Consider the following 25,355-nt stretch of genomic DNA (forward strand, 5'->3'; position numbering starts at 1 on the left):
ATCGCCGCGATGGATTTCGACATGGCCATGATTGTCGCGCCAAGTCCGTCCTTCGTATTCTGCAGCGCTTTCAGCCGTCGATTGAGCACAAAGCAATATACGCAGGCCGCGAACGACACCAGGACAATGGCAATATCGGTGGGTTCAAAATTCATCGGCTCATCTCAACAGGAATTCGGTGATCAGGACACCGTCGGATACACTGCCTCCCAAGACGAGCTGTGAACGGCGGTCCAACTGATCCCGCATGTGGGAATAAAAGCCGGGATTCTCGAAATCGCTGAGCTCAACAGAGCGAAGATAATTTGTGAATGCATCGATCAGCACGGGTTCTGCCTCGTTCACTGTTGAGATGTCTCCGCTATCAGTGATGATCGCAACTTTCATTTTGAGGTAGCGCGTCGCGGGGGCGCCTCCGATCGTAATGAGGATATCCCGCAATTCGACGTAAGACTGGTTCGGCTTGATCACCGATTCGGTATGCGTAGCTGATTCGTCGGCTTCGCACACTGCAACTTCGGCCACAGGTTCAGGTGAGAGAAAATAGACAGTCGCAAAAGAACTGGCAATCGCGCCGACAGCCAGCAGGGCGAGACCCAGTATTCCACCCCCCGCCTTTGCTTCGGCAGGCGCTGTCTCTGGCGCTGCATCATCTGCCGCTTTTGCGCCTTTGCTCTTCGCCATGAGAACCCGATTCAGCCTTAAAACCCCACAATGCTGTTAATGAAATTTTGAGGTAAAGGAACCGTTAACAATTACCCGCTTAATTTTAACCATTGCAGTAATGCTGCCATAAACAGAATTGCCGGGTCATGAGTTTCATCGCTACCTTGAGAACGCTGCCATTGCAGCGGCAACTGATGTTGGCGTTTGCCATACTGGGGGTCACGCTAGCGATGACCTTTCTCGTGCGGGGCGCCATGCAACAGCCGATGACACTGCTCTACGCAGGGCTCGAGCCAGCCAGTACGGGCGAAATCATCGACGAGCTCGAAAAGCGGGGCACCCAGTACGAAATCCGGGGCGACGCCATTTTTGTCGGGCAGAAGGACCGCGATTCCGTCCGGTTCTCGCTCGCGAAATCGGGCCTGCCGCAGCAATCCGTTCAGGGTTACGAGCTGCTTGACGAGGTTAACGGCTTCTCCGTGACGTCCGAAATGTACAATGCCGCCTACTGGCGCGCCAAAGAGGGTGAACTAACGCGTACCATCCTGGCGATTCCGGGCGTTCAGTCTGTCCGCGTTCATATCGGCGCGAGCCTTCGATCCGGATTTGCGCGATCGGAACCGAAGCAGACGGCGTCTGTGACGATTGCCGCTGCCCGCGACCTGTCTGGCGCCCAGGCGCAAGCAATTCAATATCTTGTCGCGCTGGCCGTTTCGGGACTGAGCCCGTCCGAAGTTGCCGTGATCGACTCGAAAAAAGGTATTCTCGCAGGCCCTGGGGCCGATTCCGCTGAGAAGCCGGGCCTCAAGGCAGAAACACAGGAGGGTATGCTCGAGCAGAAAATCCTGCGGCTGCTGGAGGCGCGCGTTGGCCCGAACAACGCGCGTGTTTCGGTGTCCGTCGACGTCAGTCATGAACGCCAAGTGACGTCAGCCGTCATGTTCGATCCGGATTCGCGCGTCGTTCGCAATCGCTCAAGCGGCGATGTCAGCGAATCGAGCGGCGGGACTTCAGCGGGCATTACGGCAGCGAGCAATCTTCCGCAGGAGATTGGACAGTCGGGCGGATCATCCAACAGCACAGCCAGGAATTCGTCCGAAAACGTATCGTACGAGATCAATGAGACACGGACCGAAACCGAGACAATGCCCGGCGCCATTGAGAGGATTTCAATCGCGGTTCTCCTCAATGACCAGGTTCTCGGCATCGATCCGGCTGCTGCCGATGCGGCGGCGTTGACCGACCAGATGATTGCAGATTTCAAGCAACTGATTATTTCTGGAGCCGGTCTGGATACGAGCCGGGGAGACGATCTGACGGTGGAGGTCATGCCATTCCAGCTGCCCGAAGTCATAGACATGGTGGAGGCGCCCAGCTTGGTCCAGCAATTGACAGAGCGCTATCTCTGGTCCGGCGTGAAGATTCTCGTCCTGGGCCTTGTGGTCATCGTCCTGGCTTTCGGTGTGATCCGGCCCCTGCTCAGCCAGAACGGAAACGCACAGTCCGGAGCTGCTGGCGATGATTTCTTCGCCGCTGGCGGAGGCGTCGGAGGACCCGATCCCTTCGTTTCCCTGAAAGACTACACAATGGGGCGCCAGGATGACGCCGCCGCGATCCTTCAGGAATGGCTGAACGAAGACCGGAAGGCCGCCGTAAATGAATGAGGCGTTCCTCTCCAATTTGCCCCGCTTTGATAGCGCACCTCCGCCACCGGCGTCCGGCGCTCGCCGGTTGCTGCTGGGCCAGATGCCCGTCGAAGAGGCGGCCATCGACCCGGCTCAAGACGCCTTGGCCTCTGCCTCGGGGGATGAGGCTGAGCTCGCTCAGGCGGCATCGGGCCGCGTTCCGGAATTCGCCGAGATCGAGATAATGCTAACAGCGCTATCCGACACGATCGAGCGGCTGGAGCGGGAATCGCATGAACGGGCGGTCAGCGTGACACAATCAATCGCGTCGAGACTGTTCCCTGAACTGTCCAGACTGTTCCTGGCCGAAGAGATTGGGCGGCATCTGCCCGGCATGATTCCAACCACGGCTCCGGCCGTCGAAATCCGCGCGCAGCCAGCACTGTTGGAAAAACTTCGGGACCTTGTGGAAAAAACGGCGTCCCTGTCAGAGCGTTGTTCTGTCGTTCCGGCTGAAACGCCGGACGATGATCAGGTCCGTGTTTCCTGGGAAACAGGGGGCCTGACATTTGATTTTGACGGTCTGCTGAATGCATGCATCGCCCAGTTGGAACCATCCTCAGCCACGATTGAAGAGTAGAAACATGTCCAATCCCGAAAAGACCCCTCAGGCGCAGGCCGATGTTGACCGCCGGGACGATTCCGATGCGAACGAATATCGCCGCTCGATTTTCGATGTACAGGTCATGCTGACCGTATCGATCGGACAGGCGCGACTGAGCGTCTCGGATATTCTGGAGCTGCGTCCGGAATCCGTGGTGCCGCTCACCTCGCGCATCGACGACCCGGTGGAATTGGTAATCGACAACAAGATCATCGCCCGCGGCGAGCTTGTCGAAACAGAAGATGGATCGCTCGGGGTGAAGATTACCGAGTTGGAAGAGCAGGCCGGCGATGCCATTGGCTAGGATTGGCGGTGCAACCCGTTATCTTGTAATCCTCCTTGCCGCGTCGGTGTACCTTGTGTCTGCCGGTTATGCGCAAGGCGTGCAGTCAGAACCGATTGCTGCCGGGCTGAATGACGTGCTGAACGGCGCGGGTGGTGGGCTCAGCCGTTCTACCATCCAACTTTTCCTGCTCGTGTCGGTATTGAGCCTGGTGCCAGCGATCGCCATGATGGTGACCTGCCTGCCATTCATGGTCATCGTCTTTTCGTTCATGCGTCAGGCGATTGGTGTGCCACAGGCGCCGCCCAACATGATGATCATGGCGCTGGCCATGTTCCTGACATTCTTCATCATGGAGCCTGTCTTCATGACCGCCTGGGATTCGGGCATCTCCCCCTACATGGATGGCGTCCTGACTGAAGAACAGGCATGGGTCCAGACGACGGACCCGTTCCGGGAATTCATGATGCGCCGCGTCGAACCGACGACGATTGATGTCCTAGGCGACGCCGTAAACCGCCCGGTAGCGGAAGGCGACGCACCATCCTTCTCGCTGCTGGCGACAGCATTCATGTTGTCTGAAGTCAAACATGCCTTCCAGATCGGCTTTGTCATCTTCCTGCCCTTCATGGTGATTGATTTGGTTGTGGCATCCGTGCTGATGGCAGTGGGTATGATGATGGTGCCGCCGACAGTTGTTTCCTTGCCCTTTAAGCTCGGGTTCTTCATTTTGGCAGATGGTTGGCTGAAGGTCACCGAAGCGGTGTTGAGAGGATATTCGGGATGAGCACGCAACCCAAAACCACACCGGCAGCAGGGCTGACGCTTCGCGGGGCCGATACCGCACGCCCGCCGGCCGCTAGGTCGAACGTCACGCCATCGCAGCGCGCTGCGGTAATCATCACCATGCTGGGTGAGGGTGCAGCCAAGCCGATCGTTGAAAAGCTGGATGACACCGCAATGGTGAAGATCGCGGAAGCGCTGCAAGATCTTTCCTTTGTCACGCGCGACGAGATGATCATGATCGCTATCGATTTTCTTTCGCATCTTCGACACTCGAATGGAGCACTACGGGGCGGCAGGGAAAAAGCCCGCGAGGTGCTCACCGGTATCCTCGACGCCGGCCGCCTAAGTTCGATCCTTGGAGACGAGCCGACAGAAATTGCGACACCCACGACAAAGACCGCCAATGAGACGCCCTGGTCGCGGCTTGCAAAGAGCGATCCGAAGAAAATTGCCTGCTACCTGGAGGGACTGACCCCGAATATCATCGCGCTGATCCTGCGCAAACTTGACGTTTCAATTGCCTCCGATGTGCTCAATCACATGGAAGGCGACAAGCTCGGCCCCGCAATGGGCTTCATGGTCGAAAGCCAGGCCGACGATCCCGGCATTGACCAAGTGCTCGCGCGAATGATCGAGCTGGAATTCCTGAATGCTACGCAAGAGGAACTCGGTGGGAACGACGATCATCTGGCCGATATTGGCGAGCTGCTCAGTCTGATCCCCGCCCAGAAACGTGACGAACTCGTCAAGTTCCTGGAAGGCAAGTATGAGGACAAGTATAAGCAGATTCAGCAGTCAATGTTCACGATAGAGGGGCTTCCCGCCATGCTTCCGTCTACGGCGGTGCCGATTATATTCCGTGAACTGGATGAAGAAGCCACGCTGAAGCTGATGGGAAGCCTGAGAGGCGGCAATGACGAAGTGTCCGAATTCCTGTTCAAGAGCATTTCGCCACGTCTGGCCGAAAAGCTTCGCGATCAGCTGACGGAGTTCAAAGACCTGTCGCAGAAACAGATCGACATCGTCCACAGGGATTTCCTGGCCCTGCTGATGAAGTTGAAGCGCGGTGGCCAGATTGAACTCGTCAAGATCGAGCCTGGCGACGCGACCGAGGACGCGACTGCGGCCGCCTAGCGCTCGTAGAGAATCTGATGCTTCGTGGCTGTATCGATTATCGAACGACCAGTTCAGCGTGAATGGCTCCCGCTGTTTTCATTGCGCGAATGATATCTGCCATCTCCTGAGGTGACACGCCCAGGGCGTTCAGGCCCGCAATCAGTTGCGACAGAGATACATTCGGCTCCATCAATGCGATATGGCCGCTGCCGGTCTGGCCGATGGTAATTTGTGACCGGGGCAGGGTGACAGTCTCCCCGTCAGAGAATGCGTTGGGTTGGGATGCCACCGGTGTTTCGACGATCTTGATCGAGATGTTACCCTGCGCAATCGCCACCTGCGAAATTGTAACATCTTCGCCGAGCACGATGGTGCCAGACTTTTCATCAATCACGATACGTGCTGGGCTGGAGACCGAGACAAGCAGGTTTTCGATACTCGCCAGCACGCGGGCAGGGGAGTCGGAAATGGTCTGCAGGTCCAGATCGACGGTGCCGGAGTCGCGCATGGATGCGATATTCGCACCGACCGCAGTATTGATCGTATCGGAAATGCGAGCTGCAGTTGTGAAGTCGGGACTGCGCAGGGCCAGTGTGACCGATTCGCGCTGGTTGAACGCGTAGTTGATTTCCCGCTCGATCCTCGCGCCGTTCGGAATGCCACCCGTCGTGGGCGATCCGCGCGTAACGCTTGCGCCGGCAGCCTGCACGTCGATACCACTCACAACTATGCTGCCCTGCGAGACAGCGTAGACCTCGTTGTCCGCGCCCTTCATAGGGGTAAGGATCAGTGTGCCGCCTTTGAGGTTTTTTGCATCCCCGATCGACGCAACTGTCACGTCAATGGTCGAGCCATTTCGGGCAAAGGATGGAAGTGTGGCCGTCACAAGTACGGCGGCCACGTTCTTCGGCTTGATGTCTTCGCCCTGCACGTTCACGCCTAGTCGCTCGAGCATGTAAGATAGCGAGTCCTCGGTGAACGGAGAATTCTTGACCGAATCGCCCGTGCCGTTCAAGCCCACGACGATGCCGTAACCGACGAGGTCGTTCTCGCGTACGCCTTCCACATCGACGATGTCGCGAAGACGCGGCTGCGCCAGGCCTGGTGCGGGGAGCGTGACTAGGACTGCCGAAAGAAGGGCAATTAACCGTGTGGACCACTTCATGGCGTTACCTTAAATAATTCAGCAGGCTGAGATTGGCCAAGCGTGACGTGAGAAGATAGGATGCTTCGAGATTTCCTTCCAGCTCACGCAATTCTGACGCGGCTTCGTATTGATCGCGCGCAGTCGTTTCGTTGAAAGCTGCTGTCAGCACTGTTTCCTCAACGTCAAGAGATTCTTTCTGGCGTGCAACCTTGTCCTGGGAAATGCCCACCTCTGCACGCGCATTGGTCAGTGCAGTTTGTCCGTACCCCAGGGTTTCGGCGGCCGTGTACATGGATTGGCTGTCGCCCGCAAACACCGGGAGCGCTTCATCGGGACCCGCCAGGGCCATAACAGCCAGCCCTGACACAATTTGAATGATGCGGGGATCGGTGCCCGTCACGGCCTCCGGATTGGAGGAGGTGTCGGTGCCGCTATAAATATTTTGGCGCCAGCCGCCACCGGCCGTGTTGAAATAAGTGTCCAGAGATGCTGCAAAATCGTCAGCGTCGACCGCCGTAGAAGCAATCAGGCGTATGTCTGCAAGCAGGTCTTCGACAGGCGCCAAGGGCGGTGTAGATGTTTTGTCGCCTGAAAACAGGAAGCGTTCGCCATAGCGCGTATTGAGCACGGAAAAGGTCTCTTCAAGCGCCGCTCTGGAATCGCGTGCTGCTGCTGTCTTGGAGGCAGAATCATCGGAACTCACAGCGGCTTGCATGCGCGCCGCCAGTCCACTGGTCCGCTCTTGGACGACTCCCAGGCTGCTTTGTGTGATCTCGAGCCGGCCTGCGCGGAGTGTCAATTGTGAGCGCTCAAGGGAAATATCGCCGAGCGCCTTCATGCCCAGCATGGCCTGGCTGATGCGCCCGGAAAGGTGAGCCGTGAGGTCGGAATACCGGCCCGTGACGGCTTCCTTGGAGGTCGTCGTGAGTCGGTCTCGCAGAGAGACGATTTCCTGACTCAGGCCAGATTTCGGGAGATCTGCATTGGCAAAAGATGGAATGCGCAACATGTCAGATCTCCATCAGCCGGTTGATCATCTGGCCAGCGATCTCGATGACGCGGGCGTTGGCAGCATACGCCTGCTCGATCAGAATCAAGTCCTGCATTTCGGAATCGATGTCGACCCCGTTTTCAGACTGCTCTGCTGCCAGGAGCATCGTGTGCTGCGCAGAAGTCGATGAAAGGATGCCTTCGTTTTGCAGTCGCTTTTGCCCCGCCAGGGAGGAAAATTGGGCTGCCATCTCGGCCGATGAGAATGAGCCTTGAATACCATTGGAACTGATTGGGGAGACCAACTTGATCGCCCCCAACATTTTGTTGAGAATCGTCGAATCGCCTGTCGGACCTTGCGCGACCGCGCCAATTCCATCTCGCAGGCGCCAGGTGGCACCGCCTTGTGCGGGATCGATAGCGGCATTGACGGCGATACGGCCAGCCAAACCTGGATCGCCTGTGCCCGTGGAGTCAACGAACAGGCCCGGATCTCCGGGCGTCTTGGTTGGATCTATCGTATCGTCGGACAGTCGGGAGATGAAGTCGCCGGCCAATGTGTCCAATTGTGCGCTGAACGTAGGCAGGTCTTGGTCTCTCAGTGTGAAGAGCGCACCGAACAGGCCACTCGATACAGCGCCGTAGGACGACGAGCCGGGCGTGAGGGATATCCCGTCCACTGACAATCCGGAAAGCGCACCGCTCTCAACCGTTTGAGCCGGGCCAAATGACGATGACGGACTGAACTCGACTTTCCTTGCTGTTCCAGCCAGCAGAAACACGCCTTCCGGCGTGACCACGTCGATCATACCATAGTCCCGGGCCACAGCCTGGACCGGAAGATATTCGGAAATCGTGTCGAGGACGCGGTTGCGTTCGTCGATCAGGGCAGCAGCTTCGCCGGTGGTTCGATCCATCCCGGAAAGCTGTCCATTCAATTTCTCGATCGTTTTCAGCGCGGAGTTCACGATGTCTCGACCTTGGCCGATTTCCTGGTCCGCTTCCGTGCGGAGAATGACGGCCATTTGGGATAGGCTATGGAATTGATTGATAATCGCATTGGCCGAGCTCAGCACCGCTGACGCGTCGGCACCAGATTCGGGCGATAGCGCGAGATTCGAAAGGGCAGATTCGAAATCCCCAAACGCCTTGAACAGGCCAGTGCCTTCGGCGGTGTCGCCGACCTTGGAAGAAATAGTCCGCCAGGTAGACGAGAGGACGTCGGCCTGAGCCAGATCGCTGGTCAGGTTCCGTCGTTCTGCCGTGAGGGACTGGTTCTGCGAGCGGGCTATGCCGTCGGTGCGGACGCCTGCCGTCCGACCGGCGAGGACATTCTCCGATACTTGAACAGACCTCCGAACATAGCCGGGCGTTGAGGCATTCGCGACATTGGTCGCAACCATGTCGGCCCTCAGACTGGTGATCTGAAGGCCAGAACGGGCCGAGTTTATTGCACTGGATAGAGACACTTAGCCGACCGCCTTCTGGCGCTGGAAATTAGCGCTTGAGATTTGTGGTTTCCTGCAACATTTCGTCCACCGTTTGAACGATCTTGGCATTGGACGAGTATGCCCGCTGGGTTTCGATCAGGTCGGTGAGTTCTGCTGCGATATCAGTCGTTGACTCCATCAGGGAGAATCCTGAAATTCCGCCGACAGGACCGGCGCCCGCATCCCACAAGTAGAGGCTGCCGCTCGATGCGGAGATCGCAAAGGCTTGGGCATCAAGGGCATTCAGGCCGTTCATGTTCGGCACGTCGCCAACCGGTATCTGGTACAATGTGCGGCGCAGACCCGTATCGTAGACAGCCTGAAGGTATCCGTTGTTGTCAATTTCCACCGAACTCAGGTCGCCAATAGGGCCACCATCCTTCGTCACGGCAGTTGGCGAGAAGGGTGCCGCAAGCTGGGTAACGCCCGCGCTGTCATTGATGCGTCCGACATAGACGACGACCGGGCCGTGGGGAAGGGTCAGCGAAAGATTGCCCGTCACCGGGTCGTAGGCCGCGCCGCCGCTTGCGGAGGCAGTCAGGATGCGACCGCCGGATGCAGCCGTATCGCTGAATTCCAGATCCAGGGTCCCGATCGAGACGGCCGGATCGCCTGCGCTGTCGAAGATATTCACGGTCCACTGGTTGCTGGCGCTGCTCGCCGGAACGGTTGGGGTGAATTGGAATGTCAGGGAATGCGCTCTGCCGAGATTGTCGAAATATTCGACTGGCAGATTGTAGTCCCCGGTTGTCGCGCCGGCAATTGTGGCATCGGCCGGCAGGTTGATCCCAAGATCAATCTTGCTGGTTGGTGTTGCGGTAAATTGCGATGTCGCGATGTTGACTGGCGAGAGATTGATGCCGCTGTTGCGGCTCACATTGCCGATATCACCCGTTGAATCGGCGGGCCAGCCAAGCAGGAACAGGCCGCTCTGCGTGCGCAGGTTGCCGTTCTGGTCTGCGTAGAATGAGCCGGTCGGCAGGAGTCTCAGCTCCCGAGACGATGGCGGCGACTTCAAGCCGGCTTCGTCGGTGACCGGGAACAGTCCACGACCCGCAACAGCGATATCAGTGGCGCTGCCCGTCGAGATCAGCGAGCCGGATGTTGCGATGTCCTTGAATGTATCAACTCGCACGCCGCCTGCAGAGTAGGATGACGAGCGTTGCTGAAGCACCATGCTCGAAAAATCGACCTGGCTGCGTTTGTAGCCTGCGGTCGAAGAGTTCGCGATATTGTCGGAAATTGTCGAGAGGCGGGCGGCATTGACATTCAAGCCCATGACGCCTGCATTCAGGGACGATGAGATACTCATTTTTCGGTTGCTCCTGCAAGTAGTGCGACCGAATCTAGGCGTTGATAGTTAATGAGCGGATAACTCTTTGCCCCGGCGCCGTTAACGAGTTAGTATCGTAATTGATATCCGGCGATTTTGGGCCGCGGACGGACTGTATTCGACCAGTGGATCAGTGTCCGCCTTGCCTGACACTTCAAGAATCCGGCTTGGGTCGAGGTGTGATTCCAACAGCAATTTGCGCGCGGCGTTTGCCCGGTCAGAAGACAGATTCCAGTTGTCGTAGGTTGCGCCGTTTCTGTAGCTCAAACTGTCGGTATGCCCAACAATCTTGATGTTGTTTTCGAATGTGGCGAAGGAATTGGCAACGAGATCGAGCATGTCGCTCAACAGCGTCGACGGAACGCTTTGTCCGACTGGGAATAGGGGAGCTTCTTCGGAATCGGTGATCTCCAGGACAATGCCTTCCGGTGACATTTTGATAAGCATGTGTTCAGACAGTCGGCTACCTTCCTCGGTCAGCGATTGCTTTAGAGTCTCGAGTTCCTTGGAGATCGCTTCTTCCTTGGCTGCGTCGGTTTCCTTCTTCCCTTCGAACGACGCGGAGCTGCTGGGATGTCGCTCGGATGCGCCGGTGCCGTCCTTGGCATATGTTTCCTCGGTCATGATGGAGGATCCGTTCAGGCCATCAGAGCCGCCGCCCGATATTCTGGAAATCGGGATCGTGGGACTGAAATAGTCTGCGAGACCTTTGCGCTGCTCTTCGGTCGTCGCGTTCAGCAGCCACATGAGCAGGAAGAAAGCCATCATGGCCGTCACGAAGTCGGCGTAGGCAACCTTCCACGCACCCCCATGATGCGCATCAGCTTTTACGATCCGCCGTCGTTTGATGATGATCGGTTGAACGATTGCAGCTTGTTGGATTTCCATAAGTCCCACCAGGTTATTCGATGGGCCATGACTACCAAAAAGCCATGAAGGATCATTGCTTATCCAAACCTTAAGTTTGTGCCGTTTCGTTAATGCTTTTTCAATGGATCGGACACCAATTGGAAGGGATTAACAATAGTTGAACGATAGGTGATTCGTGTCTGCGGTTCTGCGAAAAAAAATAGACTCCGGGGCCGGTGTGCCCCCGTCGATACTGCAGATGCAGGGGTTTTGGGCGAAATTGCTGTCCAGGACCGATGACTGGGCAATGGAGACGTTCGGCCTCGAAAGCCAGCCGAGTTTGTCCAGTCGCCGGGTTGTGAGCGGACGTGTGGCTGCCGACATGGCGGAAAATCCGTTTGCCTTGTTTTTCGCCTCCGACGTGTCGCCGGGGCTATGTGCCATCGCCTTTGATGCTGCAAGTGCGGTCCGGTGTGCCGCAATTCGTCTGCGTCAGGATCCGTCAAGCCTCGAAGACGCCTCACCTCTGTTTCTCAAGCTACTCAGTGAACAACCGACCGTCGCGCTTTGGCAGAAACTGGCAATTGGGTTGACCGGGCATGACGTGCTCGCACGTGGAGACCCGCAGTCCGAAGCGGCAGCAACCGCCGGTGGGCTCGCCGCCGCAAGCCGGTATCTGGAAGTCGACCTGGTACTCACGCTTGACGGACAGGCGTCGCTAGTCAAATGCCTGTTTGAAGTCGACTATTTGCAGACCTATGCGCGCAACGATGTACGTCAGACGGCTGATCGCAAGGCTCAGGCATGCTCGCAGAGTCCCAAATCTTTGAGCGATAGCGTAAAGGCGTCAGCCATTTCGCTTGATGCTGTTCTGGACCGAATGATGCTTACGATTGGCGAATGTTCGCGATTGGAAATCGGAGATATCCTGCCGTTAGCGAGCGCGGATGCGGGCCGTTTGTCCCTTTGGGCCGAGACCATTCACGGAAGTGTAAATATCGGAACAGGTGAACTCGGTGTCTGGAAACGGCAGCGGGCGGTAAAGCTCAATACACCGGTGTCGGAGAGTTTCGCCCGGGCAATAAGATAGACTTTGAGATTGCCGCCAACGGTGTGTTGGGGTTGAGGGGGTTTTTTGTGAACGCAGTTCTGGGCTTGATCATCACGGTCGCGATGGTCTTCGGCGGCTACCTGCTTGCTGGCGGCAAGATGGGGATTATCACGCATTCTCTTCCTTTCGAAGGGATGATGATCGGCGGCGCAGCTTTGGGCTCATTTCTGGTTGGCAACGACATGAATACGGTCAAGCACACCGGCGGCGACGTCGTATCTGTCTTCAAGGGCGCCAAGTGGAAGAAGACCGACTATCAGGACCTGTTGTGCCTGATGCACGAATTGCTCAACCTGATGAAAAAGAATCCGGTTGAACTCGAGGGGCATATCGAAGCGCCCGAGGAATCGAGCATATTCACCAAGTACCCCAAAATTCTCAAGGACCATTCGGCGATCGAACTCGTCTGCGACACGATCCGCTCAATGATCATGAACTTCGACAATGTGCACCAGGTTGAGGAGTTGTTGCAGAAACAGCTTGAGCAGCTTGCCGAAGACAAGCTTCATGGGTCACACGCTTTGCAAAACATGGCAGATGCCCTTCCGGCGCTGGGTATCGTCGCCGCCGTTCTCGGCGTTATCAAGACGATGGCGTCGATCGACAAGCCGCCGGAAATCCTCGGCGGCATGATTGGTGGCGCCCTTGTGGGTACGTTTCTCGGCGTCTTTCTCGCCTACGGTCTTGTCGGCCCGTTCGCCAAAAAGGTGAAGGATATCAGGACGGAAGAGCATGCATTCTATTCGATGATTGGCGAAATCCTTGTCTCGAACTTGTATCTCAATCCGGTGAGCATTTGTGTCGAAGTCGCGCGGCGCCATGCGCCATCGCGCGTGCGGCCCTCGTTTGACGAAGTGGAACAGGCGCTACGGGAGGCGAAAAAGGCGGCATGAAGCGCTATCCTTGGATCCTGCTTTTCAGCCTTTGTCTGGTTCCCCAGGCGATGGCGGCTGAGCCGGATTTGGCAGTGGCAGAAAAGTCGACGCGCAAATCAAATCTCTCATCCAATCTCGATTCCTTCGTGCGCGGTGCAATTAACGAAGGCCTGTTGACGCCCGCTGACGACAAGCACGCAGAGCCCGCCGGACCGCCCGGATCTGAGCATCAGGTGACGACGCCAGGAGCGGGTCCGGTCCCCGCTCACGCTCCAGTCGCTGAGGAGCGTTACAGTGCCTGCGATAGTCCCTACGCGCTCGACTTTACTAACGTCCAGAAGATTGGGCGCTATCAGGACATTTATCCGGTTCGTGAAACGGTGGGCGCTACAATCGATGAGAAGGTTCTGCCTGCTGCGCTCAGCGAAATGGCTAAGGCGTACATTGCACTCGGATTATACTCCGAAGCCATCATGAGTCTCAAGCGCACGCCCGGACTAGAATTTGCGCCATATCGAAACCTGGCAACGCTCATGCAAAACCGGAACAAGCCCAATGTGCACTTCTTCCAGGAGATGGCGTCCTGCCAGGAAGATTCGCAACTCTGGCTAGCCTTGGCGCAGCTCGCTGCCGGACAGGCCAACGGAGTCGAGACTCTGCAGAATTCTCTTTCCGGGTTCCGCAAACTGCCTCTCCAGCTTCGGATCGACTATGCAGCTCTCAGTATCCCGGAGCTGGAACGTATTGGCGAAAAAGCACTGGCGAAAAAGTTGATAGCGGACTTTGACGAAGAACAGGTGGCGACCTCGTCGCAACTCCGGTTTGTGAGTGCGCTCGTCAATTTGGACGGCGGAGATTCTGCTGCAGAGCGGACGGTTGTCGCATTCCTTGACCACCCTCAGTTTCAGGAGCCTGCGCTGGCAGCCATGTTGCGCCGAAAGCGACCGATGGATCCCGCCTACGAAGAAATTCTGCTCGACGACCTGATGCAGAAATTCGGCCAGGACAAGAACAGCGACAAGCACCTCGCGGCCAGCCTTCAATTCGCGCTTCAAGAGTTGAGTGCCCGTTCGCGCTATCAACCGATCATGACACTTGCAGAAATGCCGGCACTACAGAATCCCGAAGCACAGTCAGAAGTGCGACGCCAACTCGTGTCGAGTCTCGACCGCGATCTGGGTGGAGATGACCCATTGCGCAATCTTGCCGCGATCAGCGCCTTGGCCGGAGAGTCCGGGCTGCTCGACAATGAACCGAGCAGGGACCGGATTTTGAAGACGGCGATCGAGCGCGCCATCCATTTCGGGTTTGGCGCGATGGCGAGCAACCTGTCGGCGAAGACTGTGACGGATGGGGCGGTGAATCTGCAGATCGCGACGCTCGCGTTCCGGCGTCACGACTATCGGGAAGTCTATGCGCTGGCCGACGACTATCCGCGTGATAGCAGCATAAATGTGTTGGCCGCAAAAAGTGCAATCAAGGAGCAAAACCGGGCATTGCTCAATAAGGTCGAGAGCCGTTTACCCCTGCAGCCTGACACCATCCTGGCGCTGATCGAGCAGGACGCTGTGTCGGGCTACTGGATCTTGTCGGACAGGATATACGAAGCTGCCGATCAACTCACGGGCGTCGATCATGAGCAACGTGTTGCACGTGTTGCAAGCTTGAAGCGGACCGCTCAAGGCCCAGTAATGCCAACGGGGCCGATGTCAATCGCTCGTGTGACCGATTTGCTCACATCCACGCCGCTTGCGTCAGCGCCATCCTCAAGAGGGAGCAATTAATGTCCAATGCGATTTATGCGACACTCGCGCGTCAGCAGGGCCTCATGCAGGAAATGCAGGTTGTTTCCAACAATCTCGCCAATTCGAGCACCACAGGCTACAAGACAGACAAAGCGATTTTTGCGGAATATCTCGTCAATTCCGGGCCGGGAGAAATGTCGCTTTCTATGGGCGCTCTGGCGGGACACTCCTTCGAAATGGAACAGGGCGGCCTGAACGTCACTGGCGGCCAGTTCGATCTTGCGGTCCAGGGAGACGGTTTCTTCTCAATCGAAACACCGCAAGGAACGCGGCTTACACGCGCGGGTCATTTCCAGCTCTCATCTGAAGGCACGCTGATCGATACGATTGGGAACAATGTGCTCGGTGCCGGAGGCGGTCCGATCAATATTCCCCCTGAAGCGAGGCAGGTCTCCATCTCCGGGGACGGCACGATCTCGGTCGATGGTGAGCAGCTTGAGCAGATTGGCATCGTGACAGCTGACGGTGCGCTCATGCGCGACTCAAACACATATTTCTCGGCGCCCGGCGGCTTCAAGACGGCGACGGAATTCAGCGTCGTCCAAGGAGCGCTGGAGCAGTCGAACGTATCGCCGGTTCTTGAAGTCGCCCGGATGATTGAAGTCCAGCGTGCCTATGAAGCCGGACAAACGCTTCTTGAGCGCGAAGACCAGCGTATAGGACAACTCATATCGACCGTTCGCGAACGATAGTCGCGAAAACTGAACGAAGGAGACGAACATGAAATCACTACAAATCGCCGCGACGGGAATGGCCGCGCAGCAGTTGCGTGTCGACGTCATCTCAAACAACATCGCTAACATGAGCACCGCCGCGTATCGACCGCGTGTCGCTGAGTTCTCTGACCTGATGTACCAGCAATACATGACCCCGGGCACGATTACGTCCCAGGTCGGAACGGTCGTCCCGGCAGGCATTCAGATCGGTACGGGTGTCAGGCCATCGACGGTCTCCATGCAAATTATCCAGGGCTTCCTGAAGGAGACCGGATCGGACCTTGATCTTGGGATTGACGGTGCCGGGTTCCTGGAAGTCACTTTGCCATCAGGCGAGTCGGCTTATACACGCGACGGCAAGCTCAATCGTAGCGCGGAAGGAGAGATGGTCACGATGGACGGCAATCCACTGGCCGACGGCATCACGATACCGAACGATGCAAAAAGTATCTCAATCAGCCGAGATGGCGAAGTTGTGGCGTATTTCGACGACCAGCCAGCTGGGCAGGCCATCGGCTCGATACAACTCGTCCGCTTCGTTAACGAAAAGGGCCTGGAGGCCATAGGTGATAACCTGTTTCGGGAAACTGCAGCGTCGGGTACGCCTACCCAAGTGGTCGCGGGTACCGAAGGCTCAGGCTTTATTCGGCAGGGCTATCTTGAAGAATCCGGCGTCGATGTGGTCAAGGAAATTTCAGACCTCATCGAGGCGCAACGCGGCTACGAGCTGAATTCGAAAGTTATTACCGCTTCCGATGAAATGCTCGCCGCCACAACACGGCTGAGGTAGCAGGCATGATCTATCTGGTCGCACTTGGATTTAGTGTCATCGCTGCAGTCACCGACGCATCGTCGCTCGTTGCCGCCGAAGTAATTCGTGCTGGCGATCGGGTCTCGGCGGCTAATGCCGTGACAGATGCCGGCTCGGCAGCGGACGCTGAAGAGATGCTCTTGGGCCGTGAGGTGCGCCGCACGATCTATGCCGGTCAGTCGATTACGGCAGACAATACGCGCCCGCCCATGCTTGTGAAGCGTAACCAGGTTGTGACGCTCAAATACATCAACGGCGCGCTGGAAATTACGACGACCGGTCGGGCGCTGGGCGAAGCGGGCCTCAGCGAAACCGTGAGTGTCCTCAATCCCGACTCGCGGCAACTCGTGCAAGGGATCGTTCAGGAAGGCGGATGGGTGCTGGCACAATGAAGATGTTATTCCCTACGACAATTCTCGCAACAGTCCTCACGGCGTGCGCTAGCGGATCGCATTCGGGTTCCAAAGTTGAGCACCCGGTCTATTCCGAGTGGGCAACACCGGTCGCCCAACTGGATTCAGCCAGAGACCCCAACCCGTCCTTATGGGCGACCTCTCCGAATTCGCTGCTCAGCATGCGGCGCGCCAAGGAAGTTGGGGACCTGCTGACTGTCGTGGTGGAAATGAACGATCAGGCCAGCCTGAAGAGCTCTCTCTCCCGGAGTAGGGATTCCAGTGAGGACTTTAGCGTCGATGCCCTGTTTGGTTTGCCGGACGTGGTCAATCGGGCATTGCCGGGTTCAGCCAGCGTGTCCCCTGCGGTGGACTTCAATCGAAACTCCAGCCTCAACGGCAGCGGCGCCGTCAACCGCGCGGAGAAGATCGCGTTTACGCTAGCAGCGCGCGTTGTTGGTCTAGAGCCGAATGGGAACCTCGTCATTCAGGGCTACCAGCAAACACGTGTCGGCAAAGAGGTTCGCTATTTGAGTGTCGCTGGCGTCATTCGCGCGCAGGACATTACGAGAACGAACACGGTTTCTTATGAGAAGATCGCCGATGCCCGCCTTTCTTATGTCAACGAAGGCGACACAACAGGAGAAGGCGGACGCAAGTTGGTTCCGAGGATCCTCGATAAAGTCCTGCCTTTCTAGGGTGCCCACATGAAGAATATCATCGCTGCCGTCGTTGTCGTCGTTTGTATCGTTATTGGCGGTATTGGTGGAAGTTTCCTCAAAAGCAGCTCCGGTGGATCATCCGGCAAAGACCATGCGAAGGAAAACTCACATGGTGCCAAGGAGGAAAAGGGTGCGCACGGGGCAGAGGCCCCCGCCAAGGACAGTCACGGAAAAAAAGACAGCCATGGCAAGAAGGATGCGCACGGAGGTGCGGCGTCATCGTCAGGTGTCGAGTATTTCAAATTCACCCGCGAATTCGTTGTGCCCATCATGCGTGAAAGCAGGGTTGAAAGCCTGGTGATCCTGAATATCAACCTGGAAGTTGACGCCAGTGAGATTCAAAGGCTGTTTCCGATCGAACCGAAGATCCGGGATAACATCATGACAACCCTGATCGAGCTCAGCAATGATGGGGCGACGCTTGATTCGATCGCGACGCTCGAGAACTACGAATCAATCCGGGCGACCGTTCTATTGAACCTGCAAACCATCTTGCCGGACGGGATTCTAAACGTGCTGATACTGGATATGGCCAAGCAGGATCTCTAGGCCGGCCGATCCGCTGGCCTCAACGACCTTCTCCCCGGGCCACCGCGAGAACGGTGCACCTATTCAACGGCTCGAGCGGTTTCAGCTGCTCGCGAGTTGAGGCGCGACCGTTCCATAGTACTCGTCGCTGCGGTAAAGTTCGATCCCGAACTGATACTGCCCCACAGGTGAGATCGCGTTGGTGGCCTGGTTGCTACCGTCCCAGCTGAAACTGTCCGCTTTTGGATCAAGCGTTTTGGTCCACACAACCTCTCCCGCGCTGTTCTTGACGGAGAGAATGGCGCGATCAGCTTCCTCGGGAATATCGACAGTGAAGTCGACAGCCTGGCTGGAGAAGGGGACCCAGGATGTCTCGACTGATACCGTCTGCCCGATCCATTGGGTGGCGGCGATCGCATACAGATCGCTCATCTTGGCGGCGATAATGTCGAGGCTGCTATTGGATTTGACGTCTTGCTCGAGGGAGGAGAACGTTGCCAACTGTTCCACAAACTGAGTCGAATCGAGAGGCGCCAGCGGATCCTGATTTTTTAGCTGGGCCGTAAGCAGTTTGAGGAAGCTGTTGTATTCCTCACCGATCTGGGCCTGCTCGGTTGGAGCTGTCGCGACGGGGGATGGGGTGGTGCTTGTTGTCGGGGCTATCGTGGTCATGGGAGAGATACCCTTATAATTTGATATTGAGGCTGCCAGCCGCTGCAGAACGCGACTGCGAATTGCGCGCTGCAGCCATAGAGGTCGCGACCAGGTCGGGCTCCGCGACGACGTCACCGTCGGTCCGACCCGAACGCGGGGCCTGTTGACCGGAGTCCTGCTGCGCCTGGTTCTGTTGAAACGACATGTTCTGGCTCGATAAGCCTTGTCGTTCGAGCGCATTGACCAATTCAAAATGCATCGCGCGCAACTGGCGAAGCGCTTCCGGCGTTTCGCCCGTAACGGTCACATGCTGTAGCCCGTTTGCATCGAACTTGAAATCGATTGAGACGCGGCCGAGTTCGGGTGGATTAAGCTGGATATGGACGCGATCTTTCCGGTCTTCCGGCGCGGCGATCGAATCGGAAATAATCTCGACGACCTGCGCCGGTGTTGCAGAAAGCAGGCTATGTGTTGGCGTCATCGCGACAGGTATCGGAGCGCCCGAGGCCTGCGTGGTTGGTGATTGTGGCAGACCCGACTGAGTCGAGACGGCCATATCCAGAGGATTTACGGCTTTTGCGCCTGTCGCAGTACCAGCGACTGTATCGGGATTGCGCGCTTGAGCGGTGGATTCGATCGGATCGCCATCACCGGCCGGGAAATCGCTTGGGGCAATCGTCCTGACCGGCTTGTCACCTTTTGTTGGCGCCCCATCTCTTGTCGGCGACGCGCCGGATGCCGATGCAACAGCCTCCAGCTTGCCTGTATTCTTGATTGTCGGTGTGGCGATTGCAGCGACTGGGCTTGTCGCGCTGACGAGCGTCGACTGTAGTGCCGGGTCAACGTTTCCCGGCAGGGCGGCAATATCAGCCTTTGGTGGGCTATCTACGCTCTCCTTCGGGTGTGAAGACGTAACAGTCTGGCCGAGTTTTGGCGCCGAAGGCGTAAGCTTGGCAGCGACGTCATCTGCGTCTTGTGCAACGAGGTCGATGGCCGCATCGGCAGTTGTCGCAGCCGGTGGCTCGACGGGTGCGTCAAGTGCCCCCATCTTCTCTGGAGCCATCTCCTCGAGCGTGCCAGCAGGTGTTTCCAGCACCGCGTCCGCCGGAACAGCTTGAGCGGATTGGGACGAAGGTGCGGTGTCGCCAGCGACGGCGAGCGTTTGAGCGAGCGGACCGCCGTCTTCTAGTGGTCCATTGATCAGAATGGAGGCCGCAGCGACTTGGCCGGTATCAGTCCGGGCGAGCAATTCGGACTCATCCTGGTCTTTCTGCTCGGCCTCGAACTTTGAATGGATTTGCGCAAACTCGGCGCCTTTGCCTCTTGGCGTCGGAGGCCGGCTGCCGGATTCCGACGGCTCTCGCGCTGGCCGACTGGAAAAAATCGTCTCGAGGGTGAATGCCATTATTTGCCTGATGAGTTAAGCGTTAACCGAATAAAAACCACGTCGCGTAAAAAGTACGTTAATATTCGAAGCGATTTCGTTCACTTCTTAAATTTTGTTTGACTGCGGAGTGTTAAATGACAGGACCAGTGTCTTTCCCCGCCATCAGCGCGCAGGCTTTGGCGCCCGAGAACCGGCCGGTTGCCAATCTCGCGAACGCCGAGGCCGCCGACATTGGCCAAAGGTTCGAACAGATGCTCTGGGCCGAAATGCTGACCCATGCCGGTTTGGAGAAAGCCTTCTCCCAGGGTGGCGGAGAAGCGGCCTCTGCGTTTTCCAGGTATGTGGTCGAGGCGGTCGCGAAAGATATTGCCGCGTCTCATCCGCTTGGTCTCGCCGATGCGGTCAAATTCGATGCCGCCCGCGCGCCTCAACCGCGAGTGGACAAAATATCATGAATAATCCAGAGCTTAGGGCCCAAACAGCGCGGCTGAGAGATATCCTGCTCAGCGAAAAGGACCTGCTGCTTACCGGGCGAGCCCGGGAGGCTGCCGACCTTCTGCCCGTCAAGATGGAAGCGATGCAGGATATCGAGGCCTTCCTCGAGAACCGGGAACCCAATTTCCTTCCTGTCGAACACCGCGCAGACATGGAGCAGATTGTGCGTCTCTCCAAAGAGAACTCCGCGCATTTCGAGGCGATTCGAAATGGCCTGCGTCATGCCATCGACAGACTCGAGTCCATGCATGGCAGTGCATACGTCGGGTCGTACGCCCAAAACGGAAGTAAAATTCCTTTCACGGAGGTTACCGGGCAGTTCCGCAGAAAAGCCTGACCGGTTAACGCAATCTTCACAATGGACACCTAAGGGTTACCTTAACAACCAAGATGGGTTGGCGGTTTTTCCGCTGTCAGGATGACGCGTGTTTGATCATTTCCACGACCATGTCGTGGCGAAAAAATTCAGAGGTACCAAACTGTGTCCAGTATTCTTACCAATAACAGCGCCATGGTCGCGCTCGACACTCTTCGCAGCATCAACAGAGATCTCTCGACTGTTCAGAACGAGATTTCGACCGGCAAGAAAGTATCGTCCGCCAAGGACAACGCTTCGATCTGGGCTATCTCGACGGTCATGTCGACCGACGTTGAAAGCTTCAAGACGATTTCCGACTCACTGAATCTTGGTTCGTCCACTGTTGGTGTTGCCCGTTCGTCTGCCGAGGCCGTCACCGAAAGCCTTCAGGAAATCAAAAACCTGATTTTGTCGGCTCAGCAAGGCAACGTTGACCGGACGAAGATCCAGACCGACATCGATGAGCTGACCAAGGGCATTCAGGCTTATGTTGGTGCAGCGCAGTTCAACGGACTCAACCTGCTCGACGGCAGCTCGTCGGCTGACGTGAACTACCTTTCCTCGCTGGACCGTTCGTCCAGTGGCACGGTTACGGCATCATCCATCGCCGTTGAGCGTCGGGACCTGTCGATCAGCAACTCGTCTACGCCTGCCACTTTCGGCGCGGGCGCAAATGCGGATCAAACGATTATCGCCTCGGGCGTCAACTCGGGTACGGCAACGTCTGCTGGAGCAGCGGGCACTCTGGACGTCACGATCGCTTCTGTTGCCTCGGGCAACAGCTATCGCCTCGTTCTGGACGATACGGCAACCAACAACACACTTGGCCAGCGTACATTTGAGTACGTTGCCGGTGCTGACGACAGCGCCGCTTCGGTTGCAGCAAACCTGACAACACAAATGGCAAACTTCCTTTCGGCCACCGGTGAAACGAACTATTCCGTCTCCCGCGCCGATGGTGTCATCACGATCACTAACGACTCCGCTGCCGCTCTTGCGGTGACGGCGACTGCGACGACAGGTGGTACAGCCGGTACGACCACAGGTGGCCTTGGCAATCTTGCTACGGTTGACGTCACGACGGATGCTGGTGCAACCGCTGCTCTGACGGCGATCGAAGGCCTGCTGCAAACGTCGATTGATGCTGCTGCCGGTCTCGGTTCGTCGCAAAAGCGGATCGAAAGCCAGGGTGAGTTTGTCAATACGCTGATCGATGCCATGACCACGGGCATCGGCGGTCTGACGGACGCTGACATGGAAGCTGCTTCGGCGAAACTGCAGGCTTTGCAGGTTCAACAACAGCTCGGCGTCCAGGCGCTGTCGATTGCTAACCAGGGACCGCAGGCACTGCTGTCACTGTTCCGCTAATACTAGTCGGTGGCCCGGACGCATGATGCGCCCGGGCCATTTTTTCTTTGTCGCTAGGAGGGCGTTTTGCATAATTTGGCATACAAGGCTTACGGTCAGATCCAGCAGCGCACAGGTAGCGACAAGGGTATCGAGCATGCACTCTTTGTTCAGATCACTGATGCGCTTGAAGATGTCGCTCGGTCTGAGTCTCCGACACCCGCTGCCAAGGCCGATGCGATCTACCGAAATCAGCAATTGTGGACGCTGCTCGCAACCGACCTGATGAGCCCGGCGAATGCACTGCCGGATGATCTCAAGGCCCGCCTCCTTCAGCTTTCGAAATTCGTGCAGAAAACCAGCATGCAGATTCTCTCAGGTGAAGGCGATATCGCCGACCTGATCGAGGTCAACAAACCCATCATTGCGGGACTGGCCGGCTCGGCTAAACCCGAATTGCAAGGGGAGGCTGCCTGATGTCTGGACTCGTACTGAAAATCGCTCCCGGGGAACGCTTCATCGTGAATGGCGCCGTTCTCGAGAATGGCGACAAGCCCGCCCGGATCCGTATCACGGACAGTGATGTCAGGGTGCTGCGGTGCCGTGACGCGCTCCGGCCGGAAGACGTCAATACGCCGTGCAAGCAGATCTACTACGCTGTCCAGTTGTTGATTACCGGCGATCTCGAAGAGTTCGGGACATTGCCGGCAATTGATGAAGAGTGCGCCAAGCTGCTCGACGTCTTCAAGTCGATCGACCCGGAACTGATTCCGACGCTGCGTTCGATGATCAGCCGGAACAATTATTACTCCGCACTTTGCCATCTCAGGCAGATACTGGTGATCGAAGACCAGCTGCTGGCCCGGGCCAGCAAAACCGTCGCGCCCGCGATTGACACGAAAGTGGCCTGACGGATGTTTCAACCCGTCATACCCCTGTCCGGCAGTGGTGGGTGGAAATTCCTCGAGGCGACTTATGACCGCCAGTTGGAAAGCTATTCCAAGTCGCCGCAGGTTCGGCTCGACCGTGACTATCTCGTAGACAAGTTTTCCGAACCTGTTGCTGTCGAAAGCTTTCTCGATGACCGGCGCCTGCTTCGCGTCGTACTCACATCTTTCGATCTTGGCGGTGAAGAGTGGAAGCGCGGTTTCATCGACAAAGTGCTCGAAGAATCGACCGATCCTGAGAGCACGTTTCTCGCGCGCCTCAACAATTCGAAATACACCGCGTTCGCCAAGGCGCTGGATGTCGTGGACGGGAAGATATCCCTGTCCCCGGGGGCGCTATCGCGTATGGCGGAAGACTTTGAAGCCAAATCCTTTCAGGCGGCCGTAGGCGAAGTCGACGACAACATGCGGCTCAGCCTCAACTACAAGTCGGGTATCGGCGCGATAGCTGGAACCGGGGCGAGCGAAACCACGATACTTTATCGGATCCTCGGCGATGTGCCTACGCGAACCCTGCTTGAGGGTGCGACCAACTTGCCGACGGATATCCGCAAGCTGCCGCTTGAGCGTCAGGCAGTCATCCTTAAGGAGCGCCTTCAGAGCACGTTGGGAATTCGAGAGATGTCAGAGCTGACGTCGCCCGAGAATGTCGAACAAGTCATCCAGAGATTTCACGCCATGTCGGCCATCTCACAAAATGCATCAAGCTATTCGCCTGCATCGGCAGCGCTTACACTCTTGAGCAATGGGCTTGGCAGTCAGGGCAGCCAGAACCTGTTCCTCAGCCTGCTGTAATTATGGGTCTATCGGCGTCGCCGGCAATGCCTGTGCAGCCAGGCTCCTTTCGGTGCGAAGTATTTCGCGAAGCCGATCAAACGCGGCCTCGATGCCCAGGCCATTGGGGGTCCCGGCATAGCGGTCCAGCAGCGAATACAGCGCGATCGCCCTGTCTGCTTCGGCATCCTTGCCGAATTCGTAGAGGTTTGCCCGCAACATGGGAGCAATCTCTTCGTACAGGGCAAACATCCGGCGGCATTCCCGAATGAGCGCGTTCTCGTCGTCGGTCGCCGCATGCGGCAGGCTGCGCGAGACGCTGCGCAGGATATCGATCGCCGGATAGCGGCCGCGTTCCGCGATGTCACGGGCCAGGATGATGTGGCCATCCAGTATGCCGCGGATCATGTCAGCGACAGGCTCTTCCATATCGGATCCGGCCACGAGTACGGAATAGATCGCCGTGATGTCGCCCTTGCCGTCGGTGCCGGGCCCGGTCCGCTCTGCCAGTTCGGAGACGACGCGGACGGTTGATGGCGGGAAGGCATTAAGGGCGGGCGTTTCTCCCGCGAGAAGGGCAGTTTCACGATGCGCCTCGGCGAACCGGGTGATCGAATCGAACAGGAACAGCACGTTCAGGCCCTGATCCCGGAAATGCTCTGCGGCCGCCATGGCGCAATAGGCAGCGCGTTTCTTGGCACCGGGCGGTTCGCTGGCGGTTGCGGCGACAACGACCGTCTTCGACATGATCGATTCGGGAAGAACGTTGCGTACAAACTCGTTCACCTCTCGGCTACGTTCGCCGATCAGGGCGATGACGACCCGGTCGGCCTCCATTCCGGCGGCCAGTGATCCGAGAAATGTGGATTTCCCCACGCCCGACCCTGCGAACAATCCGAGTCGCTGTCCGCGACAGATGGGCAGTACTGTATCGGTCACCATCCATCCGGACGCGAGGCGTGGTCCGATTCCCCGGCGGGCGTGGGCGGGCAGGGGTGCCGCCAGCAGCCTGCGCGGTGTCGCGCGCTTCATTGGTGATGCGCTGTCTCCGCTTGCGATATCGCCGCGGTAGTTAACGATCTGTCCCAGCCAATGGTCGCCGGGCTCGATTCTGGCTTCCTGTTCAATCTGTACGGGATCGCCGATCCGAAGCATGTCGCAGGGTGAAAACAGCAGCGCCGTCACACTGTCGCCAGACACGGTCAGGATCTCCCCCAGAACAGTAGTGCCTTGCTTTTCGATGACAATTTCATTTCCAACACCAGCGAGTTCGCTGATTCCGGCGATCTTGATTACGCCTGGCGCCACATCAATGACGGTGCCCCAGAGCCTGAACAGCTTCAATGATGAGGCGGCCGCCTTCATCTGCATGGACACAGTCCTTCACACCTAATTAACCCTTTCTTTAACATATATTACCAAACCTTGTGATGCGGTTAACCAAAGTGAATCGGCCATGATATCCGAACTACCAATGTTTCAGA

28 protein-coding genes are annotated in these 25,355 nt (G+C 57.3%); 19 read left to right on the plus strand and 9 right to left on the minus strand.

Annotation, left to right across the window (positions count from 1 at the left end; genetic code table 11):
• Positions 1–159: 159 nt before the first annotated feature.
• Positions 160–684 (minus strand): flagellar basal body-associated protein FliL, encoded by a 525-nt coding sequence (gene fliL / locus ACESNB_RS05895; RefSeq protein ID WP_373005247.1) that lies wholly within the window; start codon positions 682–684, stop codon positions 160–162.
• 128 nt (positions 685–812) lie between these two features.
• Between fliL and fliF the strand changes: the two genes are divergently transcribed.
• Genes fliF through ACESNB_RS05920 form a run of 5 tightly spaced genes read left to right on the plus strand, consistent with a single transcriptional unit; the run spans position 813 to position 5,158 of the window.
• The gene (gene fliF / locus ACESNB_RS05900; protein WP_373005250.1) at positions 813–2,330 is read left to right on the plus strand and encodes a flagellar basal-body MS-ring/collar protein FliF; all 1,518 of its coding nucleotides are present in this window, start codon (positions 813–815) and stop codon (positions 2,328–2,330) included.
• Positions 2,323–2,931, plus strand: a complete 609-nt coding sequence (locus ACESNB_RS05905) for a hypothetical protein (protein ID WP_373005253.1) — start codon at positions 2,323–2,325, stop codon at positions 2,929–2,931. Before fliF ends, ACESNB_RS05905 begins: the two co-directional genes overlap by 8 nt.
• A gap of 4 nt (positions 2,932–2,935) precedes the next feature.
• Complete coding sequence (locus tag ACESNB_RS05910) at positions 2,936–3,259, plus strand: FliM/FliN family flagellar motor switch protein (protein WP_373005256.1); 324 nt, start codon at positions 2,936–2,938, stop codon at positions 3,257–3,259.
• Positions 3,246–4,025 (plus strand): flagellar type III secretion system pore protein FliP, encoded by a 780-nt coding sequence (locus ACESNB_RS05915; protein WP_373005259.1) that lies wholly within the window; start codon positions 3,246–3,248, stop codon positions 4,023–4,025. The genes ACESNB_RS05910 and ACESNB_RS05915 overlap by 14 nt, the downstream gene beginning before the upstream one ends.
• Entirely contained in the window at positions 4,022–5,158 is a 1,137-nt protein-coding gene (locus ACESNB_RS05920; protein ID WP_373005262.1) for a FliG C-terminal domain-containing protein, read from the plus strand. Before ACESNB_RS05915 ends, ACESNB_RS05920 begins: the two co-directional genes overlap by 4 nt.
• A gap of 37 nt (positions 5,159–5,195) precedes the next feature.
• On the opposite strand, the gene ACESNB_RS05925 is transcribed toward ACESNB_RS05920, so the two are convergent.
• From ACESNB_RS05925 to ACESNB_RS05945, 5 genes are all read right to left on the minus strand, one after another.
• Positions 5,196–6,305, minus strand: coding sequence for a flagellar basal body P-ring protein FlgI (locus ACESNB_RS05925; protein WP_373005265.1), 1,110 nt, complete (start codon positions 6,303–6,305; stop codon positions 5,196–5,198).
• A gap of 4 nt (positions 6,306–6,309) precedes the next feature.
• The gene (locus ACESNB_RS05930; protein ID WP_373005268.1) at positions 6,310–7,296 is read right to left on the minus strand and encodes a flagellin; all 987 of its coding nucleotides are present in this window, start codon (positions 7,294–7,296) and stop codon (positions 6,310–6,312) included.
• A gap of 1 nt (position 7,297) precedes the next feature.
• Complete coding sequence (gene flgK / locus ACESNB_RS05935; RefSeq protein ID WP_373005271.1) at positions 7,298–8,746, minus strand: flagellar hook-associated protein FlgK; 1,449 nt, start codon at positions 8,744–8,746, stop codon at positions 7,298–7,300.
• A 28-nt stretch (positions 8,747–8,774) separates the two neighbouring features.
• Positions 8,775–10,079 (minus strand): flagellar hook protein FlgE, encoded by a 1,305-nt coding sequence (locus ACESNB_RS05940; RefSeq protein ID WP_373005274.1) that lies wholly within the window; start codon positions 10,077–10,079, stop codon positions 8,775–8,777.
• Positions 10,080–10,160: 81 nt separating this feature from the next.
• On the minus strand, positions 10,161–10,988 hold the full coding sequence (locus tag ACESNB_RS05945) for a flagellar motor protein MotB (RefSeq protein ID WP_373005277.1): 828 nt from the start codon (positions 10,986–10,988) through the stop codon (positions 10,161–10,163).
• A 331-nt stretch (positions 10,989–11,319) separates the two neighbouring features.
• On the opposite strand from ACESNB_RS05945, the gene ACESNB_RS05950 reads away from it, so the two are divergent.
• Genes ACESNB_RS05950 through ACESNB_RS05985 form a run of 8 tightly spaced genes read left to right on the plus strand, consistent with a single transcriptional unit; the run spans position 11,320 to position 17,930 of the window.
• Positions 11,320–12,039 (plus strand): FliM/FliN family flagellar motor switch protein, encoded by a 720-nt coding sequence (locus ACESNB_RS05950; RefSeq protein WP_373005280.1) that lies wholly within the window; start codon positions 11,320–11,322, stop codon positions 12,037–12,039.
• A 47-nt stretch (positions 12,040–12,086) separates the two neighbouring features.
• Positions 12,087–12,953 (plus strand): flagellar motor stator protein MotA, encoded by an 867-nt coding sequence (gene motA / locus ACESNB_RS05955; protein ID WP_373005283.1) that lies wholly within the window; start codon positions 12,087–12,089, stop codon positions 12,951–12,953.
• Positions 12,950–14,719: a hypothetical protein gene (locus ACESNB_RS05960; RefSeq protein ID WP_373005286.1), complete on the plus strand. Its 1,770-nt coding sequence runs from the start codon at positions 12,950–12,952 to the stop codon at positions 14,717–14,719. Before motA ends, ACESNB_RS05960 begins: the two co-directional genes overlap by 4 nt.
• Complete coding sequence (locus tag ACESNB_RS05965) at positions 14,719–15,432, plus strand: flagellar hook-basal body complex protein (RefSeq protein WP_373005289.1); 714 nt, start codon at positions 14,719–14,721, stop codon at positions 15,430–15,432. Before ACESNB_RS05960 ends, ACESNB_RS05965 begins: the two co-directional genes overlap by 1 nt.
• A gap of 28 nt (positions 15,433–15,460) precedes the next feature.
• Positions 15,461–16,246, plus strand: a complete 786-nt coding sequence (flgG, locus tag ACESNB_RS05970) for a flagellar basal-body rod protein FlgG (RefSeq protein WP_373005292.1) — start codon at positions 15,461–15,463, stop codon at positions 16,244–16,246.
• A gap of 5 nt (positions 16,247–16,251) precedes the next feature.
• Entirely contained in the window at positions 16,252–16,659 is a 408-nt protein-coding gene (flgA, locus tag ACESNB_RS05975) for a flagellar basal body P-ring formation chaperone FlgA (RefSeq protein ID WP_373005295.1), read from the plus strand.
• Positions 16,656–17,357, plus strand: a complete 702-nt coding sequence (locus ACESNB_RS05980) for a flagellar basal body L-ring protein FlgH (RefSeq protein WP_373005297.1) — start codon at positions 16,656–16,658, stop codon at positions 17,355–17,357. Before flgA ends, ACESNB_RS05980 begins: the two co-directional genes overlap by 4 nt.
• A gap of 9 nt (positions 17,358–17,366) precedes the next feature.
• Positions 17,367–17,930, plus strand: coding sequence for a flagellar basal body-associated FliL family protein (locus ACESNB_RS05985; RefSeq protein WP_373005301.1), 564 nt, complete (start codon positions 17,367–17,369; stop codon positions 17,928–17,930).
• A gap of 81 nt (positions 17,931–18,011) precedes the next feature.
• Here the strand turns inward: ACESNB_RS05985 and ACESNB_RS05990 are convergent, their stop codons facing one another.
• Together ACESNB_RS05990 and ACESNB_RS05995 are read right to left on the minus strand one after the other, a co-directional pair.
• On the minus strand, positions 18,012–18,581 hold the full coding sequence (locus tag ACESNB_RS05990) for a flagellar hook assembly protein FlgD (protein ID WP_373005304.1): 570 nt from the start codon (positions 18,579–18,581) through the stop codon (positions 18,012–18,014).
• 13 nt (positions 18,582–18,594) lie between these two features.
• Complete coding sequence (locus tag ACESNB_RS05995) at positions 18,595–19,968, minus strand: flagellar hook-length control protein FliK (RefSeq protein WP_373005307.1); 1,374 nt, start codon at positions 19,966–19,968, stop codon at positions 18,595–18,597.
• Between the two features lie 116 nt (positions 19,969–20,084).
• Between ACESNB_RS05995 and ACESNB_RS06000 the strand changes: the two genes are divergently transcribed.
• The 6 genes from ACESNB_RS06000 to ACESNB_RS06025 all read left to right on the plus strand — a co-directional run bounded on the left by ACESNB_RS06000 (position 20,085) and on the right by ACESNB_RS06025 (position 23,892).
• Positions 20,085–20,405, plus strand: coding sequence for a hypothetical protein (locus tag ACESNB_RS06000; protein ID WP_373005310.1), 321 nt, complete (start codon positions 20,085–20,087; stop codon positions 20,403–20,405).
• Positions 20,402–20,782 (plus strand): hypothetical protein, encoded by a 381-nt coding sequence (locus ACESNB_RS06005; protein WP_373005313.1) that lies wholly within the window; start codon positions 20,402–20,404, stop codon positions 20,780–20,782. The genes ACESNB_RS06000 and ACESNB_RS06005 overlap by 4 nt, the downstream gene beginning before the upstream one ends.
• Before the next feature lie 144 nt (positions 20,783–20,926).
• The gene (locus ACESNB_RS06010; protein ID WP_373005316.1) at positions 20,927–22,171 is read left to right on the plus strand and encodes a flagellin; all 1,245 of its coding nucleotides are present in this window, start codon (positions 20,927–20,929) and stop codon (positions 22,169–22,171) included.
• A gap of 66 nt (positions 22,172–22,237) precedes the next feature.
• Positions 22,238–22,627: a flagellar biosynthesis regulator FlaF gene (gene flaF, locus ACESNB_RS06015; protein ID WP_373005319.1), complete on the plus strand. Its 390-nt coding sequence runs from the start codon at positions 22,238–22,240 to the stop codon at positions 22,625–22,627.
• Positions 22,627–23,061 (plus strand): flagellar biosynthesis repressor FlbT, encoded by a 435-nt coding sequence (locus ACESNB_RS06020; RefSeq protein WP_373005322.1) that lies wholly within the window; start codon positions 22,627–22,629, stop codon positions 23,059–23,061. Before flaF ends, ACESNB_RS06020 begins: the two co-directional genes overlap by 1 nt.
• Before the next feature lie 3 nt (positions 23,062–23,064).
• Positions 23,065–23,892 carry a DUF1217 domain-containing protein gene (locus ACESNB_RS06025; RefSeq protein ID WP_373005325.1) on the plus strand — a complete coding sequence of 276 codons (828 nt, stop codon included), beginning with the start codon at positions 23,065–23,067 and terminating at the stop codon, positions 23,890–23,892.
• On the opposite strand, the gene fliI is transcribed toward ACESNB_RS06025, so the two are convergent.
• Positions 23,893–25,242: a flagellum-specific ATP synthase FliI gene (gene fliI, locus ACESNB_RS06030; RefSeq protein ID WP_373005328.1), complete on the minus strand. Its 1,350-nt coding sequence runs from the start codon at positions 25,240–25,242 to the stop codon at positions 23,893–23,895.
• Positions 25,243–25,355 lie beyond the last annotated feature (113 nt).

Origin of the sequence: Hyphomonas sp. (genome assembly GCF_041689225.1) — a bacterium.
Classification (GTDB): Bacteria; Pseudomonadota; Alphaproteobacteria; order Caulobacterales; family Hyphomonadaceae; genus Hyphomonas.

Excerpts from the sequence above, each read along its gene's own strand:
- ACESNB_RS05925 (WP_373005265.1), bottom strand. The coding sequence starts at position 6,305 with ATGAAGTGGTCCACACGGTTAATTGCCCTTCTTTCGGCAGTCCTAGTC.
- ACESNB_RS05945 (WP_373005277.1), bottom strand. The coding sequence starts at position 10,988 with ATGGAAATCCAACAAGCTGCAATCGTTCAACCGATCATCATCAAACGA.
- ACESNB_RS05985 (WP_373005301.1), top strand. The coding sequence starts at position 17,367 with ATGAAGAATATCATCGCTGCCGTCGTTGTCGTCGTTTGTATCGTTATT.
- ACESNB_RS06000 (WP_373005310.1), top strand. The coding sequence starts at position 20,085 with ATGACAGGACCAGTGTCTTTCCCCGCCATCAGCGCGCAGGCTTTGGCG.
- ACESNB_RS05980 (WP_373005297.1), top strand. The coding sequence starts at position 16,656 with ATGAAGATGTTATTCCCTACGACAATTCTCGCAACAGTCCTCACGGCG.
- fliL (WP_373005247.1), bottom strand. The coding sequence starts at position 684 with ATGGCGAAGAGCAAAGGCGCAAAAGCGGCAGATGATGCAGCGCCAGAG.
- ACESNB_RS05965 (WP_373005289.1), top strand. The coding sequence starts at position 14,719 with ATGTCCAATGCGATTTATGCGACACTCGCGCGTCAGCAGGGCCTCATG.
- flgA (WP_373005295.1), top strand. The coding sequence starts at position 16,252 with ATGATCTATCTGGTCGCACTTGGATTTAGTGTCATCGCTGCAGTCACC.
- ACESNB_RS05995 (WP_373005307.1), bottom strand. The coding sequence starts at position 19,968 with ATGGCATTCACCCTCGAGACGATTTTTTCCAGTCGGCCAGCGCGAGAG.
- ACESNB_RS06005 (WP_373005313.1), top strand. The coding sequence starts at position 20,402 with ATGAATAATCCAGAGCTTAGGGCCCAAACAGCGCGGCTGAGAGATATC.
- ACESNB_RS05930 (WP_373005268.1), bottom strand. The coding sequence starts at position 7,296 with ATGTTGCGCATTCCATCTTTTGCCAATGCAGATCTCCCGAAATCTGGC.
- ACESNB_RS05960 (WP_373005286.1), top strand. The coding sequence starts at position 12,950 with ATGAAGCGCTATCCTTGGATCCTGCTTTTCAGCCTTTGTCTGGTTCCC.
- ACESNB_RS05940 (WP_373005274.1), bottom strand. The coding sequence starts at position 10,079 with ATGAGTATCTCATCGTCCCTGAATGCAGGCGTCATGGGCTTGAATGTC.
- ACESNB_RS05905 (WP_373005253.1), top strand. The coding sequence starts at position 2,323 with ATGAATGAGGCGTTCCTCTCCAATTTGCCCCGCTTTGATAGCGCACCT.
- ACESNB_RS06020 (WP_373005322.1), top strand. The coding sequence starts at position 22,627 with ATGTCTGGACTCGTACTGAAAATCGCTCCCGGGGAACGCTTCATCGTG.
- flgG (WP_373005292.1), top strand. The coding sequence starts at position 15,461 with ATGAAATCACTACAAATCGCCGCGACGGGAATGGCCGCGCAGCAGTTG.
- ACESNB_RS05910 (WP_373005256.1), top strand. The coding sequence starts at position 2,936 with ATGTCCAATCCCGAAAAGACCCCTCAGGCGCAGGCCGATGTTGACCGC.
- fliI (WP_373005328.1), bottom strand. The coding sequence starts at position 25,242 with ATGCAGATGAAGGCGGCCGCCTCATCATTGAAGCTGTTCAGGCTCTGG.
- ACESNB_RS05990 (WP_373005304.1), bottom strand. The coding sequence starts at position 18,581 with ATGACCACGATAGCCCCGACAACAAGCACCACCCCATCCCCCGTCGCG.
- fliF (WP_373005250.1), top strand. The coding sequence starts at position 813 with ATGAGTTTCATCGCTACCTTGAGAACGCTGCCATTGCAGCGGCAACTG.
- ACESNB_RS05920 (WP_373005262.1), top strand. The coding sequence starts at position 4,022 with ATGAGCACGCAACCCAAAACCACACCGGCAGCAGGGCTGACGCTTCGC.
- ACESNB_RS06025 (WP_373005325.1), top strand. The coding sequence starts at position 23,065 with ATGTTTCAACCCGTCATACCCCTGTCCGGCAGTGGTGGGTGGAAATTC.
- ACESNB_RS05915 (WP_373005259.1), top strand. The coding sequence starts at position 3,246 with ATGCCATTGGCTAGGATTGGCGGTGCAACCCGTTATCTTGTAATCCTC.